This window comes from Microlunatus parietis, assembly GCF_013407955.1.
GTDB lineage: Bacteria > Actinomycetota > Actinomycetes > Propionibacteriales > Propionibacteriaceae > Microlunatus > Microlunatus parietis.
In genome coordinates this window covers 1,775,777-1,794,862 of record NZ_JACCBU010000001.1, presented here as the reverse complement: position 1 = coordinate 1,794,862, position 19,086 = coordinate 1,775,777, and the positions used below count along the sequence as shown (strand labels likewise).

The window sequence follows — 19,086 nt, the reverse complement described above, 5'->3', positions numbered from 1 at the left end:
CGGGTGAGCGAGCGGTGGTCCCGGATCGGCCGACTGCTGGGATCGCCGGTGGTGAGCGCCGAGCCGGCGGCCTGGGGCAGCAAGAACCACACTCACCACCTGGCCCTGGTCGATGGCCGGCGTGCGGTCTGGCAGCAGTACGCCGACCGGGCCGGCGCAGCAGCCCGATGTCAGGCGATGCGGCTGCTTGGCGCCCCGGGCGTCCGGCTCGGCGTCGCGGTGCCCACGCTGATCGCGGCGGACCTGGAGGCGCCGGAGCCGTGGGCCGTGTTCGAGGAGCTACCGGGTGAGGTCGGCTATGTCGCCGCCGGTGATGATCTTTCCGGCGTGGTGTTTCCCCAAGTCGCCGTCGACATGGGTCGAGTCCTCAGAGCGCTGCAGCAGCTCGATCCCGCGGGGTTCGCCCTGCCGGGTCTGTGGGCGACACCTACCGAACTCAGCAGGGCGGCCGATGCCTGGCTCGGCCCGCTGGTGCCGCATCTCGGCCGCCGCTCCTCGGGCCAGGTGCGCGAACTCATCGCCGCCCTACCTGCACTCTTCACGGGCCGGCCCGTCGTGATCGCCCACGGTGACTACGGTCCGCAGAACGTCTTGATCACCGAGGGCCGGGTCACCGGGCTGCTGGACTTCGAGGACGTCCGGCTGGCCGATCCGCTGCTCGACGTCGCCTGGTGGGCGTGGCTCGTACGGGCCCATACTCCGGCCGCCTTCCGCCGCAGCTGGTCGGGATTCCTCGCGGCCGTCGGCGTCGAAACCGATCAAGCCGACCTGCACCGGCGGGCCATGGTGTTGATCATCTGTCGGCTCTTGGAGACCGCCGAACACTTCCGTTCGGCCCGGCCGGAGAAATACCCTTCCTGGGCCGGCCGGGTCCAGGCAACCCTCGACTGGCCCAGTGACGCGCTGACTGTCTGACCAGTTAAGGACAGGTCAAGGGTTACAGGTGACTCCGGTGGCATGCACGGGGCAGTAGCCGTTCGGATTCTTGCCTGCGCTCAGATACTGCTGGTGATAGTCCTCCGCGAAGTAGAACTCGCCCGCCGGTACGACAGCGGTAGTGATCTTGCCGTAGCCCGCGGCGGCGAACGCTCCCTGGAACTCGTCCAGCACCCGGGCGGCGACCTCCGCCTGCTCCGGCGTCGCGGTGTAGATCGCGGACCGGTACTGGGTTCCGACGTCGTTGCCCTGCCGCATGCCCTGGGTCGGGTCGTGGTTCTCGAAGAAGATCTTCAGCAGGTCGGCGTAGCTGATCTTGGTCGGGTCGTACGCGACCCGGACCACCTCGGCGTGACCGGTGCCGCCGCTGCAGACCTCCTCGTACGTCGGATTGGGGGTGAAACCGCCCTGGTAGCCGGCGGCGGTGTTGGTCACGCCGGGGGTCTGCCAGAACAGTTTCTCCGCGCCCCAGAAACACCCCAGCGCCAGGTACGCCACCTCGGAGCCGGCCGGCGTGCTCTGCACCGGGATGCCGAAGATCTCGTGGAAGGTCGGGTTCTCCAACACGGTACGGTCCCGGCCGGGGAGGGCCGCGGCCTGGTCGATCATGGTGCTCTTCTGGCGCAGGAACATGGTCACAGTCTGCCTCTCACAGCGAGGTACGAGGAATACGCCGACGCCAACACCTCCGCCAGGACCGCTATTCCGAGCGATAGCCTGCCCAGGTGACGACGGACCGACCCGCCGGGACACCCGGCTTCGCGACTCGCGCGATCCATGCCGGGCAGGAACCCGACCCGACCACCGGCGCGGTGGTGCCGCCCATCTACGCCACCTCCACCTACGCCCAGGACGGCGTCGGCGGACTCCGCAACGGGTACGAGTACTCGCGCTCGGCCAACCCGACCCGGACCGCGCTGGAGGAGTGCCTGGCCGCGCTGGAGGGCGGCCGGCACGGCTTCGCGTTCGCCAGCGGGCTGGCCGCGGAGGACACCTTGATCCGGTCGGTCTGCCGGCCGGGCGATCATCTGGTCATCCCGCACGACGCGTACGGCGGGACGTTCCGGCTGTTCGACAAGGTGCACAGCCAGTGGGGCGTGACCGCGACCCCGGTCGACCTGACCGACCTGGCGGCGGTGGAACGGGCGATCCAGCCCGGCCGGACCAGGCTGCTCTGGATCGAGACCCCGACCAACCCGCTGCTCGCGATCGCCGACATCGCTGCGCTCGCCGGCCTGGCCCGGCGGCACGGGGCCGTGACGGCGGTCGACAACACGTTCGCCTCGCCGTACCTGCAGCAGCCGCTGGCCCTCGGTGCCGACGTCGCCCTGCACTCGACCACCAAGTACTGCGGCGGCCACTCCGACGTCGTCGGCGGTGCGATCGTCGTCGACGACGACGTGCTGGCCGACAAGGTCCGGTTCCACCAGAACGCGATGGGTGCGGTGGCCGGGCCGTTCGACGCCTGGCTGGTCCTCCGTGGGCTGAAGACTCTGGCCGTCCGGATGGAGCAGCACAGCGACAACGCGCAGGCCGTCGCCGAGTTCCTGACCGGGCATCCGGCCGTCGCCGAGACCATCTACCCGGGACTGCCCGACCATCCCGGGCACGAGCTGGCGGCCCGGCAGATGCGCCGGTTCGGCGGGATGGTGAGCTTCCGGGTCGCGGCGGGGGAGCAGGCCGCGGTCGATCTCTGCGCTCGCACCACGGTGTTCACGCTCGGCGAGTCGCTCGGTGGTGTCGAGTCCCTGATCGAGCATCCGGGCCGGATGACGCACGCCTCGGTCGCCGGTACGGCGCTCGAGGTGCCGGCGGACCTGGTCCGGCTGAGCGTCGGCATCGAGGATGTTAACGATTTGCTCGAAGATCTGGATCAGGCGCTGCGCGAAGCGGGGTCCGGACGGTAGCGTTCCGCAAGACGGTTGCGGGAGGGTGACGTCCGATCGGTGGACAGAGTGGTCCGCCGGTCGGCGCTGCGGACTTGACTGTCGTCCGATCGGACGACAACGGCTCCTCGAACGAACGATTCCGGGCGGGCTGCCGCGTTCCTAGCGTTGTCGACATGATCAACTCCAGCGAACGGATTCTGGCGCCCGACCTCGCCCGCGGCCTGATGCTCGGCCTGATCGCGGTCGCCAACATCATGATCTACCTGACCGGCCGGCCGTACGGCTATCGCGGCCACGTCATCGAGTCCGACGCCGTCGACCGGATCGCGTCGACGCTCGTGGTCACGTTCGTCGACGGCCGCGGCTTTCCCTTGTTCGCCTTCCTTTTCGGGTACGGGCTCGTCCAGTTCGCCGCCCGCCGTGGGGACGAGTCGGGCCGCCTGGCCCGCCGCCGCTCGTTGATCTTGATCGCGATCGGAGCCGGGCACGCCATCCTGCTGTTCCCGGGTGACATCCTCGGCTGGTACGGCGTCGTCGGCCTGATCATCGTCGTGCTGCGCCGGGTCGGCAACACTGGCCTGATGATCATCGCCGCGGCCTGGCTGCTGCCGGCGGCGACCGTGGCCGGGCTGATCTACGGGTCGACCGACGTCTCCGACGGGCGCGCGTTCCTCTGGTCCTTCGAGCTCGGCCACGAGCCGAGTTCGTACCTGCTGCGGGCGGGGGAATGGCTGATGACCCCGATGGCGCTGCTGCCGGTGCTGTCGGCGGCGCTGACCGGTGTGGTGGCGGCCCGGCTGCGGATCCTCGAGGAGCCGGATCGGCACCGGCTGCTGCTGCGCCGGGTCGCCGTGGCCGGCATCGCGCTGGCCGTGGCCGGCGGCCTGCCGAGCGGGCTGGCTGTGGCCGGTTGGATTGCCCTCGACCAGCCGGCGGGCTACGTGCTCGCGACGGTGCACGCGCTGACCGGCGTGGCCGGCGGTCTCGGTTACGCCGCCGCGTTCGGCCTGCTCGCCCTGGCCGTGCACCGGCTCCGGAATCGCGCGTCCAGGGTCGTGGTCGGCGCGATCACGGCGGCCGGCCGGCGCTCGCTGTCGCTCTATCTGGGTCAGTCGGTGCTGTTCGTCCTGCTGGTGTCGCACCGCGGGCTCGGCCTGGCCGACCACCTCGGCACCGCCGCGGCCGTCGGCCTTGCGCTCGGCGTCTGGCTGGCCGGAGTGGTCGCCGCGGACCGGCTGGCCCGGGCCGGCCGAGCGGGTCCGGCGGAGTGGGCGGTCCGGCGCCTGCTGTATCGCGACGCGGCACCGCGTGCCGGTGCCGGGGTGTCACACTGAGCCCCATGCGGACCGCCGCCGACGTCGACCCGGAGGCCCGGTTCGACGCGTTCCAACGGCGCTGGGACCTGGCCTGGTCCCTGATCCCGTACCCGCTCGTCCCGGTCGCGACGCTGCTGGCCCTGACCACCGGCGGATCGGCTCCGCCGGTCCTGCTGGTCGGCGTCGCGGTCGCCGCGCTCGGCTGGCACTTCTGGTTCGTGTCGCTGCACCCGCACTGGCCGGAACGGAAGTTCGTCCCGATGGCGGTCTACTTCGTCGGCTTCCTCGGCCTCGCCACGACGTTCGCGTCGCTGCACCCGGCCGGACTGTTGATCATGGTCTGCTGCTTCGCGCTGACGTTCGTCGCGCTGCCCGGCGGCTGGGCCTACCCGGGCGTGGCGGCGACCGTGGCCTGCACGCTGGTGATCGTCGGCGGGCTGCGGTTCGATCCGGGCCTCGTCGTCCAGGTCGCGATCGGCGGCCTGCTGGCGGCCGGGATCGGCGCGGCGATCCGCTGGGTGGAACGGGAGGCGGTCCGCCGCCGGGCGGCGCACGCCGAGCTGAGCCGGGCCCACGCCGACCTGGTCCGGCTGACCGAGGAGAAGCGCCGGCTGGACACCGAGTTGATCAAGGTCGCCGAGCAGGCCGGCGTCACCCGGGAACGGGCCAGGATGGCTCGTGCCCTCCACGACACGCAGCTGCAGCACCTGATCGCGATCGGGGCACAGTTGGAGGCCGCCTCGGAGTTGCTGGAGCCCGGGCACGCTGCGGCGGCACCGGTCCGGGCGGCACTGCAGGTGTCCCGGGACGGCCTGGTGGACGCCCGCCGGGCCGTCGACGCGCTGCGGCCGCCGGCCCTCGACGACCGTGAACTGGCCGACGCGATCCGTACCGTGGTGGCGTCCTGGCGGCGGTTCCACCGGATCCCGGTCGAGCTCACCGTCACCGGGACCGAGACGACCCCGTCGCCGCCCGTCGCCGAGGCGGCCGTCCGGGTGGTCGGGGAGGCGCTGGCGAACGTCGCCCGGCATGCCGGGGCGACCCGGGTCGACGTCTCGCTCGCGTACCTGGACGACGTGATCGTGATCGACGTGAACGACGACGGCGCCGGCTTCCGGGTCGGTGAGAGCACCGGGTTCGGGCTCCGGTCGATGCGGGACCGGGTCGCCGAGGTCGGCGGCACGCTGGCGGTCGAGTCGACGCCCGGCGCCGGCACCGTCGTCGCGGTCACCCTCCCCATCGGCGGTACGGGAGCGGCCGGATGATCACCGTTCTGCTCGTCGATGATCACGTCGTGGTCCGGGAGGGACTGCGCGCGCTGATCGAGACGCAACCGGACCTGACCGTCGCCGCCGAGGCCGGCCACAGCGCCGAGGCGCTGGTCATGATCGACGCGCAGCCGGTCGACCTGGTGGTGACCGACCTGCAGATGCCCGGCGGCGGCGGATTGGAGTTGATCAAGGCGATCCGGCAGCGGCACCCGGAGTTGCCGATCATGGTCCTGACCGCCTTCGGGGGCTCCGCCGAGGTGACCGCGGCACTGGCGGCCGGGGCCACCAGCTATCTGCTCAAGGACACGCCGCGAGCCGGCCTGTTCGAGGCACTGCGAAACACCTCAGCGGGCACCTCCGTGCTCTCGCCGGCGACGGCGACGACGCTGGTCCACGGTCTCCGCACCGCTCCCGAAGCCCCCCGGCTGAGTGGCCGCGAACTGCAGATCCTGGCCGCCGTCGCGGAGGGCCGGACCAACGGCGAGATCGCCCGCCGGCTGCGGATCTCGGAGACCACGGTCAAGACCTACCTGGTCCGGCTGTACGCGAAGCTCGAGGTGCCCGACCGGGCCTCCGCCGTCGCCGCCGGCTACCGGCTCGGCCTGCTGCCGCTCGAACCCTGAGCGCCGGAATCAGACCGGCACCCGGGCCACCGTCCAGTCGACCGGAGCCCCGCCGGCCGCGACCAGCAGTTCGTTGGCGCGGCTGAACGGGCGCGAACCGAAGAACCCGCTGCGCGCCGACAACGGCGACGGGTGGGCACTCGCGATGTAGGGCACCGAGCCCAGCATCGGGATCAGCGACTGCGCGTCGCGTCCCCACAGGATCGCCACCAGCGGGCCGCCGCGGGCGACCAGCGCCTCGATCGCGACCTGGGTGACTCGCTCCCAGCCCTTGCCCCGGTGCGAGGCGGACCGCCCCGGCTGCACGGTCAGCACCCGGTTCAGCAGCAGCACGCCCTGCTCGAACCACGGCGTCAGGTCGCCGGTCTCGGCCGGCTCGATGCCGAGGTCGTCGCGCAGTTCGGTATAGATGTTGATCAAGCTCTTCGGCAACGGCCGGACCTCCGGCGCGACCGAGAAGCACAGTCCCACCGGATGTCCCGGCGTCGGGTACGGATCCTGGCCGACGATCAGCACCCGGACGTCGGCGAGCGGCCGGGTGAACGCGCGCAGCACGTGATCACCGGCCGGCAGATAGCCGCGGCCGGCCGCCAACTCCTCCCGCAGGAACGTGCCCATCGCCGCGATGTCGGGCTCCACCGGGGCCAGCGCCGCGGCCCAGTCGGCGGCGATCAGGTCGGACAGCGGTCGTGCCGGCACGGCGCCCTCCTTCTCCCTCGTGATCGGGTCATGATCAGTACGGCGTCGCTGCGGTACGAGTGCCGCGTCGCCCGCCGCTACCGTACTAGGACCGAATCGCCGGCTCCGCTACGGTGGGACTACCCCTGGGGCGGGGGTACGACTGCGGGGGCCGGCGGTGGAGGGTGGCATGGTGACAGGCAAACGAGTGCGGTCTGGGGCAGAACCGATCGATCCTCCGGGCAAGCGCGCGTCCGGCGACGAGCCCGCCCCGGAGTCCGGCGAAGATCATCCGCGACGGGCCGATCCGGCATCGGCGGCCGATCAAGATCAGCGACCTGACGGTGATCAGGTGGTGGACTTCATGCCTCCCACTGCGGGCACCCCGGTCGGGAAGCCCCCGGTGGAGCAGGCACCGGCTGCCGAGACCCAGCTGGAGGAGGCCCCGGTCGTGGAGCCTCCGGTCGTGCCGCTGCCGCCCGACGGCGTCCCGCACGGGCTGAAGATCGCCGCCGGCTGGGCCTGGCGGGTGCTGCTGGTGGCGGCGCTGGTGCTCGGGCTCGCCTTCCTGTTCCAGTTCCTCTCCGAGGTGACCATCCCGCTGGCGATCGCCACGCTGCTCACCGCGCTGTTGTCCCCGGTCGCCTCCCGGCTGCGGAAGTGGCGCGTCCCGCGGGCCCTGGCGGCCGCGATCTCCGTCGTCGGCGGGCTCGCCCTGCTGGCCGGCGTGCTGACGTTCATCGTGCAGCAGATCGTCCGGCAGGCCGGCGAGCTGGCGACCTCGGCGATCCAGGGCTACCAGCAGTTGCTCACCTGGGTGGCCGGGCCGCCGCTGAACATCGACAGCCGGCAGCTGGCCGACTACGGCAACCAGGTGCTGGCCTGGATCCAGACGATCGACCTCGCCGCCATCCTGCCCGGCTACGCCGCCGGCGTCGGCTCCGGCGTCGGGCACTTCCTGGCCGGCTTCGCGATCTGCCTGTTCGCCCTCTTCTACTTCCTGTACGACGGCCGCGGCGTGTTCACCGCGCTGCTCAGGTTCGTCCCGCGGGCCGCCCGGCCGAGGGCGGATGCGGCGGCCCGGAACGGTTGGAACTCACTGGTCTCCTACGTCCGGGCGACCATCGCCGTCGCGTTCGTCGACGCGATCGGCGTGTTGATCATCGCGCTGATCCTGCGGGTGCCGCTGGCCATCCCGCTGGCCGCGCTGGTCTTCCTGGCCGCGTTCATCCCGCTCGTCGGTGCGCTGGTCTCCGGATTCGTCGCGGTGGCGGTCGCACTGGTCGCCGTCGGGCCGATCCAGGCGTTGATCATGCTGATCGGGATCATCGTCGTGATGCAGGTGGAGAGCCACGTACTGCAGCCGTTCCTGCTCGGCCGGGCCGTCGCGCTGCACCCGCTGGCGGTGCTGCTCGCGATCGCGATCGGTGTCATCCTCGGCGGGATCGTCGGCGCCCTGCTCGCCGTACCGCTGCTGGCGTTCGCGAAGACGTACATCTCCTCGCTGGCCGCCGGCAGCGAGTCCGCCCCGGCCGTGGTCAAGCGCTAGAAATCAGAGCGCCGAACCCTGCTGGTACTTCTCCCAGGAGACGTCCCAGTCGGTCCACCCGTTGCCCCACTCGGTCTCCCGGTCGCTGCCGGTGGTGATCACCGGCGAGCCGACGTCGGCGCGCTGGAACAGCCAGTAGGCGTCGTCGGTCGCCATCCCGGTGCAGCCGTGGCTGGCGTTCACCTTGCCCATGTTGCCGGCGTTCCACGGGGCGGCGTGGATGAACTCGCCGGACTGGGTGATCCGCATCGCGAACTTGACCATCATGTTGTAGCCCTCGCTGGAGTTCTCGCTGATGCCGACGGTCTCCGACGCCATCCGGGTCCTGTCCAGCTTCTCCATGATCACCTTCGCGCCGCTCCGGGTGATGAAGCCCTTCTTGCCCGCGCTGATCGGAATGGTCTTGGCCTTCTTACCGTCGATCTCGATGACCGCCTGCTTGGCCTTCAGGTCGACCTTGGTGATCACCGAGCGGCCGACCGAGTAGGTCTTGGAGGAGGAGTTCTGGCCGTAGATGCCGTTGCCGGCGTTGATCCCGTTCAGGTTGGCGGTGACGGTGATCTTGGTGCCTGGCTTCCAGTACGTCTTCGGCCGGTAGTGGACCTCCTGGTCGGAGAACCAGTTCCAGCTGCCCTCCTGGGCAGGCACCGAGGTCACCTTCAACTGCTTCTCGAACGCCGCCTTGTCCTTCACCGGCACGTCGAAGGTGAGCACTGCCGGCATCCCGACGCCGACCCGGTGGCCGTCCTTCGGGTAGATGTTGACGAACGTCTGCTTCGACTTGGCCACCGCCTTGGTGGTGAACGTGATCGTCTCGGTCTTCTCCTCGCCGGCCGCATTCGCGCCGGTGATCTTCAACGTGTACGTCGCCGCGGGATCCAGCCCGGAGCCCGCGGTCCAGGTGGTCTTCTCGCCGTTCAGGGTGCCGGTCACCTTCGGGACGTCCATCTTCGGCGAGCCGGTGCCGCCGTGTTCCAGGGTGACCGTGGACAGCGTGCCGTACTTCGCCGTCGCCTTGATGACCGTGTCGACGTTGACGCCGTCGGCATCGTCCTCGACGTTCGCGTTCAGCTCGACCGGTCCGCCCGGTGCGTCGGACTCCGGCGGCTCCTGGTCGGACGGCTTCGCCCCGGGTGACGTCGGCGCCTCCGACCCAGGCGGCCGGTTGGACGAGTCCGGCCCGGTGGACGCCGGCGGTACGGTCCCGCAGGCCGCGACGAGGCCGGCCAGCAGAGCGACCGCCAACCAGCGGACTCCGGTCATTGCACGCGTGAACATCGAAAAGTTCCCCCTTGACAACGCGCGGACCCGCCCGCGCTCGTCCAGCCTCTCATCCGGTTCAACCACCGCCGCAGGGTGACGCGGGTCGGCAACCAAACCGTGACGTCTCGGTGGCGAACCCGGAACCAACCCTGATTCCCCTAGGCTCAACCTTCCATTCTGGAAAGTCCGGCTTTAGATTTTTGGCATGACTTCACCCGAGATCACCGAGATCCTGGAGGAACTGGCCGCCGGGCGGATCGACGCCGCCGAGGCCGCCCGCCGGATCGACGCGCTGAAGACCACGCCGGCCGCCCCCGCCGCCGAGCCCACCAACGAGGAACTGGCCGCGCGGTCGGGCGCCTCGCCGACCGAGGAAGGTGCCTGGGCGGCCGCGACCGACCGGCCGCAGTACGCCTCGTACACCAAGGAACGGGTCGGATCCGCGGAGGCCAACGCCGCAGAGGCGAAGGCCGATGAGGCGGAGGAGCCGGAGCCGCCGAAGCGGTCCAAGCCGGTCAACACCCAGGGCGTCGAGCGGCTCTCGGTCCGCGCGATCGGGCGCCGGGTCCGGATCATCGGCGAGACCTCGGTGGCCACCGTGTCGGCCGACGGCCCGCACGTGCTGCGCCGCAACGGGTCCGTGCTCGAGGTGTCCAGCGACGGCGAGATGGGCTCGTCCCTGGACGGGTTCTCGATCCTGCGGGCGCCGCGCAACCTCGACGACATCCGCTCCCTCGGCCTCGGCAAGGAGCTCTTCCTGCGGGTCAACCCGAACCTGATCGTCGACGTCGAGGTGACCGCCGGCAGCCTGAACACCGAGCGGGTGCCGCACCTGGGCAAGATCCGGGTCACCGCCGGCGGCGCCAAGCTGCTCGACGTCGCCGAGATCAACGACGCGCTGATCCAGGCCGGCCAGGCGACCATCAAGGGCGCCATCACGACCGGCCGGTCCCGGGTCCGGGCCGAGTCCGGCTCGCTGGTGTTGCACCTGTCCGACGAGTCGAACGTGACCGTGAAGGGCGACGCTCAGCTGGGCAAGGTGAGCTGGACCGGCGGGCACTCCGGCCCGGGCGACGAGGTCGTCATGGGCAACGGCAGCGCCAAGCTGGACATCGAGGTCGTGATGGGCCACGCGATGATCCGGGTCGGCTCGGACGGCGACACCTGGACGAAGGACTGATGGCGGAGCGGACCCGGTCGCAGGCCCGGACTCCGGGGAGCCGGGCCCACGATCACCGCGCGCCGGACGCCTGTCCGGTCTGCGGTGATCAATTGGCGGTGACCCGGCTCGGCTGCGGCTCCTGCGGGACCGAGCTGGCCGGCATCTTCCAGCAGTGCGAGTTCTGCGCGCTGAACGACGCCGAGATCGAGCTGCTCCGGGTCTTCCTGTCCTCCCGCGGCAACCTCCGCGAGGTCGAGCGGTTCCTCGGTGTCTCGTACCCGACCGCCCGGCTGCGCTACGCCGACCTGCTCCGCAAGCTCGGCCTGACCGGCGAGCCGGAGTCCACCGAGACCCTGACCCGCGACCAGGTGCTCGCCGAGGTGGCCAGCGGCGCCCTCACTCCCGACGAGGCCGCGCGGCTGATCGCCGACCTTCCCTGACAAACCACAACGTTCCCTGAGCCGCGAGGGCGCAGGGAACGTCGTGGTGTGCAGGATCAGCCGACGTACGGCTCGACGGCGACGATGGTGACGTTGACCGACTTCCCGTTCGGGGTCTGGTAGCTCGCCTCGTCGCCCTTCTGCTTGCCGAGGATCGCGGAGCCGAGCGGCGACTGCGGGCTGTAGACGTTGAGGTCGGCGCTGTCCTCGAGGCCGAGCAGTTCGCGGGAGCCGAGCAGGAACGTGTCGGTATCCGACTCGTCGCCGTCGAAGGCGATGGTCACCTTGCTGCCGGGCCCGACGGTCCCGTCGCCGGCCGGTGCCTCGCCGACCTCGGCCTTGCGCAGCATGTCCTCCAACTGGCGGATGCGGAGCTCCTGCTGGCCCTGCTCCTCGCGGGCGGCGTGATACCCGCCGTTCTCCTTCAGGTCGCCTTCCTCGCGCGCGGCGGCGATCCGCGCCGAGACCTCCTGGCGACCTTCGCCCTTCAGGTATTCCAGCTCCTGGGCCAGCTTGTCGCGGGCCTCCGGGGTCAGCCAGATCACCTGTTCCGTGTTCTCAGACATCGGACAAGACTAGCAAGCAGTGGCGGAGTTCAGCCCTGAAGTCAGCCTTGAAGACGGCAACCGTCCACGGAGGCCGAGCTCGCCCGGCGCAGCGTCTTGATCGTGACGGTGAGGTCGACCAGCTGGTGCTCGCTCGGCGGCACCGCGACCTGCACCTCGCCGACCCGCTCGAAGTCGATCGCCTGCGCGATGGCCAGGCAGGTCACCGGAACCGACGGGTCCTCCCGTTGCACCGTCAGCGTCAGCTCGGTCTCGGTGTCGCTGACCACCCGGTAGCCGGCCAGCTGCCCGCTGACCGCCGGCTGGGCGTGGACCGTGGCGACCCAGATCAGCCAGCCGAGGCCGACCAGGGCACCGAGCCCGACCAGGGCGACGACCAGCTGCCGGGGCACCCGTGACCGCGGGTAGCGGTTTCGGATCCGCTCCGCGGCGTCGTCGAGGCTCGGCACCGGCTCGGGCATGGCGCCAGTATCCAGCACCCGGTACGGGCTCGGGGCCCGGCCCGACTGGCGGGCCCGATCCGCACCCGGCTCGCCGCAAGTGGCAGCATGTGCGCATGACTGATCTCGCTCCTGGAGCCGCGGCGGGCCGGCCGGTCCGCGTGGACGCGGCCGGCGAGCCACTGCGGCTGTTGCACGTCCACGCCCACCCCGACGACGAGTCGAGCAAGGGGGCCGCGAGCACGGCCCGCTACGTCGCCGAAGGCGTCGAGGTGGTGGTCGCGACCTGTACCGGCGGCGAGCGCGGATCGATCCTCAACCCGGCGATGGACCGGCCGGACGTGCTGGAGAACCTGGCCGAGATCCGCCGGCAGGAGATGGACCGGGCCCGGGAGATCCTCGGCATCCGCCAGGTCTGGCTCGGCTTCGTCGATTCCGGGCTGCCGGAGGGCGATCCGCTGCCGCCGTTGCCCGAGGGCTGCTTCGCCCTGGTGCCGCCGGCCGAGGCCGCCGAGCCGCTGGTCCGGCTGATCCGCGAGTTCCGGCCGCACGTGATCACCACGTACGACGAGAACGGCGGCTACCCGCACCCGGATCACATCAAGTGCCACGAGATCAGCGTCGCCGCGTACGAGGCGGCCGGCGACCCGGAGGCGTACCCGGACGCGGGCGAGCCGTGGACCCCGCTGAAGCTCTACTACCAGTTCACCTTCCACCGGGACCGGATCGTCGCGCTGGACCAGGCGATGCGCGACCGCGGCCTGGAGTCGCCGTACGCGGAACGGCTGGCCGAGTGGAAGCCGGACCCGGAGCACCAGGCGCGGGTGACCACCCGGGTGCCGTGCGCCGACTACTTCGCGGTACGGGATCAGGCGCTGCTCGCCCACGCGACGCAGATCGATCCGCTCGGCCACTGGTTCAGCGTGCCGCTGGAGCTGCACCAGGCGGCCTGGCCGACCGAGGACTTCGAACTGGCCCGCAGCCGGGTGAGCTCGACCGTGCCGGAGGACGACCTGTTCGCCGGCATCGCCGTGGATCCCGCGGCCGGCAACGGCAGCGGCCGGCAGGAAACGAGGGTATCGGCATGATCTTCTTGGAGCTGGACCCGAACCTGGTCAAGCCCGGTTGGACGGCGTTGATCATCGTGATCGTGCTGGCCGCGATCATGGTCTTCCTGTTCGTCAGCATGATGCGCCAGATGCGCAAGATCAAAGTCCCGCGACCGGCTGATGATGATCAATCCTCGGCCGATGATCATCAGACGGATGATCAGCTGAAAGACGAGAACCACAAGGCCACCTGACGGTTGCCGCAGCAAGATCAACTCGGTGAGGAGCGCTCCAGATGACGGTTGACCCCGCGCAGACGTACACGATCGGCATCGACTTCGGCACCCTGTCCGGCCGGGCCCTGGTGGTCCGCGTCTCGGACGGCGCCGAACTCGGCTCGGCGGTGCACGAGTACCCGCACGGGGTCGTCGACGACACCCTGCCGACGACCGGGGAGAAGCTGCCGCCCGAATGGGCCCTGCAGGTGCCGGAGGACTACCGCGAGGTGCTCCGGAACGCGGTGCCGGCGGCGATCGAGGCGGCCGGGATCGACCCGTCCCAGGTGATCGGCATCGGCACCGACTTCACCGCCTGCACGATGGTGCCGACCACCGACGACGGCACCCCGCTGAACGAGCTGCCCCAGTTCGCCGACCGCAAGCACGCGTACGTGAAGCTGTGGCGGCATCACGCGGCGCAGGGCCAGGCGGACCGGATCAACCAGGTCGCGGCCGAGCGCGGTGAGCCGTGGCTGGCCCGCTACGGCGGCCTGATCTCCTCGGAATGGGAGTTCGCCAAGGGCCTGCAGGTGCTCGAGGAGGATCCCGAGGTCTACGCCGCGATCGAGCACTGGGTCGAGGGTGCGGACTGGATCGTCTGGCAGCTGACCGGGAAATACACCCGGAACGCCTGCACCGCGGGCTACAAGGGGATCCGGCAGGACGACGCGTACCCGTCGAAGGACTACCTGGCCGCGCTCAACCCGGACTTCGCCGACTTCGTGGAGACCAAGGTCGACTGGCCGATCATCCAGCTCGGCGAGAACGCCGGCGGGCTGTCGGCGCAGGCCGCGGAGTGGACCGGGCTGCCGGAGGGCATCGCGGTCTCGGCCGGCAACGTCGACGCGCACGTGACCAACCCGGCCGGGCAGGCGATCGCGCCCGGCCAGATGGTCGCGATCATGGGCACCTCGACCTGCCACATCATGAACTCCGACGAGCTGCGCGAGGTGCCCGGCATGTGCGGCGTCGTCGAGGGCGGCGTGACGAAGGGCCTGTACGGCTACGAGGCCGGCCAGTCCGGCGTCGGCGACATCTTCGCCTGGTACGTCCGCAACGGCGTGCCCGCCTCCTACACCGCGGAGGCCGAGAAGCAGGGCGTCAGCGTGCACGAGGTCCTCACCGCGAAGGCGGCCGAGCAGGGCGTCGGTGAGCACGGCCTGATCGCGCTGGACTGGCACAGCGGCAACCGCTCGGTGCTCGTTGATCATGATCTCTCCGGCGTGATCGTCGGGCAGACGCTGGCGACGAAGCCGGAGGAGATCTACCGGGCCCTGATCGAGGCGACCGCGTTCGGCGCCCGCACCATCGTGGACGCGTTCAACAACGCCGGCGTGCCGGTGAAGGAGTTCGTCGCGGCCGGCGGACTGGTCAAGAATCCTTTGCTGATGCAGATCTACGCCGACATCCTGGACATGCCGATCACTGTGGTCACCTCCGACCAGGCGCCGGCGCTCGGCTCGGCGATCCACGCCGCAGTGGCCGCCGGTGCCTATCCGGACGTCGCCGCCGCGGCCGAGCAGATGGGTCGGTCGGAGAAGGCGAAGTTCAAGCCGATCCCGGAGAACGTCGAGATCTACGCCAAGCTCTACCAGGAGTACACGCTGCTGCACGACTACTTCGGCCGCGGCGAGAACGACGTCATGCATCGGCTGCGCGAGCTGCGCCGGGACGCCGCCGCACGCCGGAACGGGAACTGATCATGGCAGAGGTTGAACCGGACGAGGCGCTGTTCCTGATCCGGCAGGAGGTCTCCGACCTGCACGCCGAGCTGCCGAAGAATGATCTTGTGGTGTGGACGGCCGGCAACGTGTCGGCCCGGGTGCCCGGCCGGGACCTGCTGGTGATCAAGCCCTCCGGCGTCCGGTACGAGGACCTGAGCCCGGCCGCCATGGTGGTCTGCGACCTGGACGGCAACCTGGTCGAGGGTGATCATGCTCCGTCGTCGGACACCGCCGCGCATGCGTACGTCTACAAACATTGGCCGGAGATCAACGGCGTGGTGCACACCCACTCGACGTACGCGACGGCCTGGGCGGCTCGCGGCGAGCCGATCCCTTGTGTGCTGACGATGATGGGCGACGAGTTCGGCGGCGAGGTGCCGGTCGGCCCGTTCGCGCTGATCGGCGACGACTCGATCGGCCGCGGCATCGTGGAGACGCTGCGTGATCATCGCTCGAAGGCCGTGCTGATGCAGAACCACGGCGTCTTCACGGTCGGGGCGTCGGCGAAGGCCGCGGTCAAGGCCGCGGTGCTCTGCGAGGAGGTGGCCCGCACCGTGCACATTGCGCGACAGCTGGGCGAGCCGATCCCGATCCCGCAGAGTGACATCGACAGTCTCTACGAGCGTTACCAGAACGTGTACGGACAACGACAAGGGTGATCATGACCGAACGAGTTCAGCAGGTGTGGTTCCTCACCGGAAGCCAGGGCCTGTACGGTCCGGAGACTCTTGATCAGGTCGCGGCCCAGTCGCGCGCGATCGCTGATCAACTCAACGCCAGCGCCGAGTTGCCGCTGGACGTGGTCTGGCAGCCGGTGCTGACCGATTCCGAGGCGATCCATCGGCAGATCCTGGCCGCGAACTCGGACCCGGACTGCGTCGGTGTGATCGCCTGGATGCACACGTTCTCGCCGGCGAAGATGTGGATCACCGGGCTGGACGCGCTGCAGGTGCCGCTGCTGCACCTGCACACGCAGGCGAATGTCGATCTGCCCTGGGCCGAGATCGACATGGACTTCATGAACCTCAACCAGGCCGCGCACGGCGACCGGGAGTTCGGCTACATCCAGACCCGGCTCGCGGTGCCGCGCAAGACGGTGGCCGGCCACGTCTCCGATCCCCGGGTCCGGCAGCGGATCGGCGCCTGGCAGCGGGCCGCCCGGGGCGTTGCGGCGCTGCGCTCGCTGCGGCTGGTCCGGTTCGGCGACAACATGCGCGACGTCGCGGTGACCGAGGGCGACAAGGTCGAGGCCCAGTTGCGGTTCGGGGTCTCGGTGAACACGTACGGTGTGAATGATCTTGTGGCCGTCGTCGACCAGGTCGCGGACACCGAGATCGATTCCTTGATCACCGAGTACGTCGACACGTACGAGCTCACCCCCGAACTGGCGCCGGGCGGTGATCGGCACGACGCGCTGCGCTACGGCGCGCGGATCGAGGCCGGGCTGCGGGCCTTCCTGACCGACGGCGGCTACGGCGCGTTCACCACGAACTTCGAGGACCTCGGCGGGCTGCTGCAGCTGCCGGGGCTGGCCGTGCAGCGGCTGATGGCCGCCGGGTACGGGTTCGGCGGCGAGGGCGACTGGAAGACCTCGATGATGCTGCACACGGTGAAGGCGATCGGGGCCGGGCAGCCGGGCGGCACCTCGTTTATGGAGGACTACACGTACCACCTGGCGCCGGGCTCGGAGAAGATCCTCGGCGCGCACATGCTCGAGGTCTGCCCGACCATCGCCGAGGCCCGGCCGCGGATCGAGATCCATCCGCTCGGCATCGGTAACCGGTCCGACCCGGTCCGGCTGGTCTTCGACGCGGCCCAGGGCCCGGCCACCGTGCTCGGCATCTGCGACCTCGGCGACCGGTTCCGGCTGGTGCTCAACGAGGTCGACGTGGTGCCGCCGGACCAGCCGCTGCCGAACCTGCCGGTGGCCCGCGCCGTCTGGCAGCCGAAGCCGGACTTCCAGACCTCGACCGAGTGCTGGCTCGCCGCCGGCGGCCCGCACCACACCGTCCTGTCCACCGCGGTCGGCACCGAGGAGCTGGAGGACTTCGCCCGGATCGCCGGCGTCGAGCTGGCGATCATCGACGCCGCCACCACCCGCCGCGGCTTCGCCAACGAGCTCCGCTGGAACCAAGCCGCCCACCGCCTCGGCCTCTGACCCGCCCAACCAATTCCGCCGACCGGGCATAAAAGCAGCCGTTCTGACGGCGTGTCGCTGCTGAGGTGCCCAGTCAGTGGATCCAGGTCGTGCCCTCGTCAGGAGCAACCGCACGAGGCGAGCAGCGGCCCGTAGAATCAGTGCCATGAGCGCCGCATCCAATGAGCAGGACCTTGTCACCATCGCGGTGCCTGCCGATGTCGCGGCCACGGTCAACGCACGCGTGGCCTCGGGTGAGTTCGCCAACCAGGGCGAGGTGGTGCGTAACGGGCTGCGGTTGCTCACCGAGGAGGATGCCGCGCTGCACGATCCTGAAGTCGAAGAGTGGCTGCGGACGGTCGCGGTCCCGATCGCCGAGGCGACCCTCGCTGACCCAACTCGCTCGGTTGCCGCAGGCGAGGTGCGCGCCCACTTCGCGCGCAGACGAGCCCGCCGGGAATGAGTCGACCGCTTCACTATTCTCCGGAAGCCCTCGCTCAGCTCGACGAACTTGAGATCTACCTCGTCGAGCGCGCAGGCCCGCGCATCGCCGACGCATACCTGGATCGGCTCCTGGCCTATTGCGACCGACTGGCCGAGGATCCGATAGTCGGACACCATCGTGACGACCTACTGCCAGGCCTGATGACGCGTGTCTTCGAGAAGAGCCGGGTCGTTTGTTTCCTACAGACATCCTCCGGGGTGCACGTCATCGCGATCTACGGTTCGGGACAGGACTGGGAGCACCACCTGCGGGACAGCGCGCCATAGGCTGCCGGGGTGGCGATCATCGGGCACGCGATCATGCTGGAGTCGGTTGCGCCGGGGCGGGCCGTGGAGCTGGCGGCCTCGGCTGAGCAGGCCGGGTTCTCGTCGGTGATGTTCTCGGACCGGTTCGCGCCGTGGACCTCCGGTCAGGGTCAGGCGTCCTTCGTCTGGAACGTGGCCTCGGCCGCGTCGGCGCGGACGACGATCCCGATCAATCCGGGCGTGATCAGCCCGTCCTACCGGATGCACCCGGCGGTCGTCGCGCAGGCCTCGGCGACGCTGGCGGCGCTGTTCCCGGGCCGGCACTGGCTCGGCATCGGGGCCGGCGAGTTGATCAACGAGCACGTCACCGGGCAGTACTGGCCCGAGCCGCCGCGCCGGATCAACCGGATGTTCTCGGCGATCGACATCATCCGGAAACTCTTCACCGGCCGCGAGGCACGGCACTCCGACCCGGAGTTGATCATGGAGCAGGCGCGCCTCTGGACGCTGCCGGACCGGCTGCCGAAGATCCTGGTCGCGACCGCCGGGCCGGTCACGGCGCGGCGGGCCGGCGGGATTGCCGACGGCATGATCACCGAGGGCGGCCGGGTGGACCAGGTGGCCGGGTTGTTCGAGCAGCTGCGGACCGGTGCGCTCCGGGCCGGCACCGATCCGCGCCGGCTCCACCGAGTGGTCCGGTTGCACCACGCCTGGGCCGAGGACGAGCCCGACGCGCTGGCCGCCGCGATCGATCACTGGCCGGTTCCGGCGGTCCGCTACCCGGTCTCCGAGGTCCGCAACACCCGCGACTTCGAGCAGCTGGCCCGGCGGTTGCGCCGGGAGGACTTCGCCGACCGCATGATCATCTCCAGCGACCTCGACGCGCACCGGCAGCGGATCCAGCAGTTCCTTGACCTCGGCGTCGACGAGGTGCAACTGCACCTGGCCGGACCCGACCCGGAGCGGGCCCAGGCAATCTTCGGCACCGACGTGCTGCCGAAGCTGACCTGAACGG

Annotated in this window: 21 protein-coding genes; 16 read left to right on the top strand and 5 right to left on the bottom strand. The window is 70.3% G+C overall.

What is annotated here, in order from left to right:
• The first annotated feature begins 3 nt into the window (after positions 1 to 3).
• Positions 4 to 915, top strand: a complete 912-nt coding sequence (locus BKA15_RS08570; protein ID WP_179749836.1) for an aminoglycoside phosphotransferase family protein — start codon at positions 4 to 6, stop codon at positions 913 to 915.
• 15 nt (positions 916 to 930) lie between these two features.
• Here BKA15_RS08570 and msrA read toward each other — a convergent pair whose 3' ends face one another.
• Positions 931 to 1,569, bottom strand: coding sequence for a peptide-methionine (S)-S-oxide reductase MsrA (gene msrA / locus BKA15_RS08565; protein WP_179749834.1), 639 nt, complete (start codon positions 1,567 to 1,569; stop codon positions 931 to 933).
• Between the two features lie 92 nt (positions 1,570 to 1,661).
• Here msrA and BKA15_RS08560 point away from each other — a divergent pair, with 92 nt between their 5' ends.
• From BKA15_RS08560 to BKA15_RS08545, 4 genes are all read left to right on the top strand, one after another.
• A complete protein-coding gene (locus tag BKA15_RS08560; RefSeq protein ID WP_179749832.1) occupies positions 1,662 to 2,843 on the top strand; it encodes a cystathionine gamma-synthase in 1,182 nt (393 codons plus the stop codon).
• Positions 2,844 to 2,998: 155 nt separating this feature from the next.
• Positions 2,999 to 4,159 (top strand): DUF418 domain-containing protein, encoded by a 1,161-nt coding sequence (locus BKA15_RS08555; protein WP_179749830.1) that lies wholly within the window; start codon positions 2,999 to 3,001, stop codon positions 4,157 to 4,159.
• Positions 4,160 to 4,164: 5 nt separating this feature from the next.
• Positions 4,165 to 5,406: a sensor histidine kinase gene (locus BKA15_RS08550; RefSeq protein ID WP_179749828.1), complete on the top strand. Its 1,242-nt coding sequence runs from the start codon at positions 4,165 to 4,167 to the stop codon at positions 5,404 to 5,406.
• Positions 5,403 to 6,035 (top strand): response regulator, encoded by a 633-nt coding sequence (locus tag BKA15_RS08545; protein ID WP_179749826.1) that lies wholly within the window; start codon positions 5,403 to 5,405, stop codon positions 6,033 to 6,035. Before BKA15_RS08550 ends, BKA15_RS08545 begins: the two co-directional genes overlap by 4 nt.
• Before the next feature lie 9 nt (positions 6,036 to 6,044).
• Here the strand turns inward: BKA15_RS08545 and BKA15_RS08540 are convergent, their stop codons facing one another.
• Positions 6,045 to 6,758: a uracil-DNA glycosylase gene (locus BKA15_RS08540; RefSeq protein WP_376766828.1), complete on the bottom strand. Its 714-nt coding sequence runs from the start codon at positions 6,756 to 6,758 to the stop codon at positions 6,045 to 6,047.
• Positions 6,759 to 6,903: 145 nt separating this feature from the next.
• Here BKA15_RS08540 and BKA15_RS08535 point away from each other — a divergent pair, with 145 nt between their 5' ends.
• Complete coding sequence (locus BKA15_RS08535) at positions 6,904 to 8,262, top strand: AI-2E family transporter (RefSeq protein WP_179749821.1); 1,359 nt, start codon at positions 6,904 to 6,906, stop codon at positions 8,260 to 8,262.
• A gap of 3 nt (positions 8,263 to 8,265) precedes the next feature.
• Here BKA15_RS08535 and BKA15_RS08530 read toward each other — a convergent pair whose 3' ends face one another.
• Positions 8,266 to 9,540: a L,D-transpeptidase gene (locus BKA15_RS08530; protein WP_179749819.1), complete on the bottom strand. Its 1,275-nt coding sequence runs from the start codon at positions 9,538 to 9,540 to the stop codon at positions 8,266 to 8,268.
• 190 nt (positions 9,541 to 9,730) lie between these two features.
• Here BKA15_RS08530 and BKA15_RS08525 point away from each other — a divergent pair, with 190 nt between their 5' ends.
• Both BKA15_RS08525 and BKA15_RS08520 read left to right on the top strand, forming a co-directional pair.
• On the top strand, positions 9,731 to 10,705 hold the full coding sequence (locus BKA15_RS08525) for a hypothetical protein (protein ID WP_218871137.1): 975 nt from the start codon (positions 9,731 to 9,733) through the stop codon (positions 10,703 to 10,705).
• Positions 10,705 to 11,127: a DUF2089 domain-containing protein gene (locus tag BKA15_RS08520; protein ID WP_179749817.1), complete on the top strand. Its 423-nt coding sequence runs from the start codon at positions 10,705 to 10,707 to the stop codon at positions 11,125 to 11,127. The genes BKA15_RS08525 and BKA15_RS08520 overlap by 1 nt, the downstream gene beginning before the upstream one ends.
• Before the next feature lie 56 nt (positions 11,128 to 11,183).
• Here the strand turns inward: BKA15_RS08520 and greA are convergent, their stop codons facing one another.
• Together greA and BKA15_RS08510 are read right to left on the bottom strand one after the other, a co-directional pair.
• A complete protein-coding gene (gene greA, locus BKA15_RS08515) occupies positions 11,184 to 11,693 on the bottom strand; it encodes a transcription elongation factor GreA (RefSeq protein ID WP_179749815.1) in 510 nt (169 codons plus the stop codon).
• A 41-nt stretch (positions 11,694 to 11,734) separates the two neighbouring features.
• Positions 11,735 to 12,154, bottom strand: coding sequence for a DUF4307 domain-containing protein (locus BKA15_RS08510; protein WP_179749813.1), 420 nt, complete (start codon positions 12,152 to 12,154; stop codon positions 11,735 to 11,737).
• Positions 12,155 to 12,249: 95 nt separating this feature from the next.
• On the opposite strand from BKA15_RS08510, the gene mca reads away from it, so the two are divergent.
• The 8 genes from mca to BKA15_RS08470 all read left to right on the top strand — a co-directional run bounded on the left by mca (position 12,250) and on the right by BKA15_RS08470 (position 19,082).
• Positions 12,250 to 13,221 carry a mycothiol conjugate amidase Mca gene (gene mca, locus BKA15_RS08505; RefSeq protein WP_179749811.1) on the top strand — a complete coding sequence of 324 codons (972 nt, stop codon included), beginning with the start codon at positions 12,250 to 12,252 and terminating at the stop codon, positions 13,219 to 13,221.
• Positions 13,218 to 13,436 (top strand): hypothetical protein, encoded by a 219-nt coding sequence (locus BKA15_RS08500; RefSeq protein WP_179749809.1) that lies wholly within the window; start codon positions 13,218 to 13,220, stop codon positions 13,434 to 13,436. Before mca ends, BKA15_RS08500 begins: the two co-directional genes overlap by 4 nt.
• Positions 13,437 to 13,477: 41 nt before the next feature.
• A complete protein-coding gene (araB, locus tag BKA15_RS08495; RefSeq protein ID WP_179749807.1) occupies positions 13,478 to 15,160 on the top strand; it encodes a ribulokinase in 1,683 nt (560 codons plus the stop codon).
• Positions 15,161 to 15,162: 2 nt separating this feature from the next.
• Positions 15,163 to 15,843 (top strand): L-ribulose-5-phosphate 4-epimerase, encoded by a 681-nt coding sequence (locus BKA15_RS08490; RefSeq protein WP_179749805.1) that lies wholly within the window; start codon positions 15,163 to 15,165, stop codon positions 15,841 to 15,843.
• 2 nt (positions 15,844 to 15,845) lie between these two features.
• Positions 15,846 to 17,342, top strand: coding sequence for an L-arabinose isomerase (araA, locus tag BKA15_RS08485; protein ID WP_179749804.1), 1,497 nt, complete (start codon positions 15,846 to 15,848; stop codon positions 17,340 to 17,342).
• A gap of 145 nt (positions 17,343 to 17,487) precedes the next feature.
• Positions 17,488 to 17,784 carry a ribbon-helix-helix domain-containing protein gene (locus tag BKA15_RS08480; RefSeq protein WP_179749802.1) on the top strand — a complete coding sequence of 99 codons (297 nt, stop codon included), beginning with the start codon at positions 17,488 to 17,490 and terminating at the stop codon, positions 17,782 to 17,784.
• The gene (locus tag BKA15_RS37220; protein WP_179749799.1) at positions 17,781 to 18,092 is read left to right on the top strand and encodes a type II toxin-antitoxin system RelE/ParE family toxin; all 312 of its coding nucleotides are present in this window, start codon (positions 17,781 to 17,783) and stop codon (positions 18,090 to 18,092) included. The genes BKA15_RS08480 and BKA15_RS37220 overlap by 4 nt, the downstream gene beginning before the upstream one ends.
• A 9-nt stretch (positions 18,093 to 18,101) precedes the next feature.
• Positions 18,102 to 19,082 carry a TIGR03557 family F420-dependent LLM class oxidoreductase gene (locus BKA15_RS08470; RefSeq protein ID WP_218871135.1) on the top strand — a complete coding sequence of 327 codons (981 nt, stop codon included), beginning with the start codon at positions 18,102 to 18,104 and terminating at the stop codon, positions 19,080 to 19,082.
• Positions 19,083 to 19,086 lie beyond the last annotated feature (4 nt).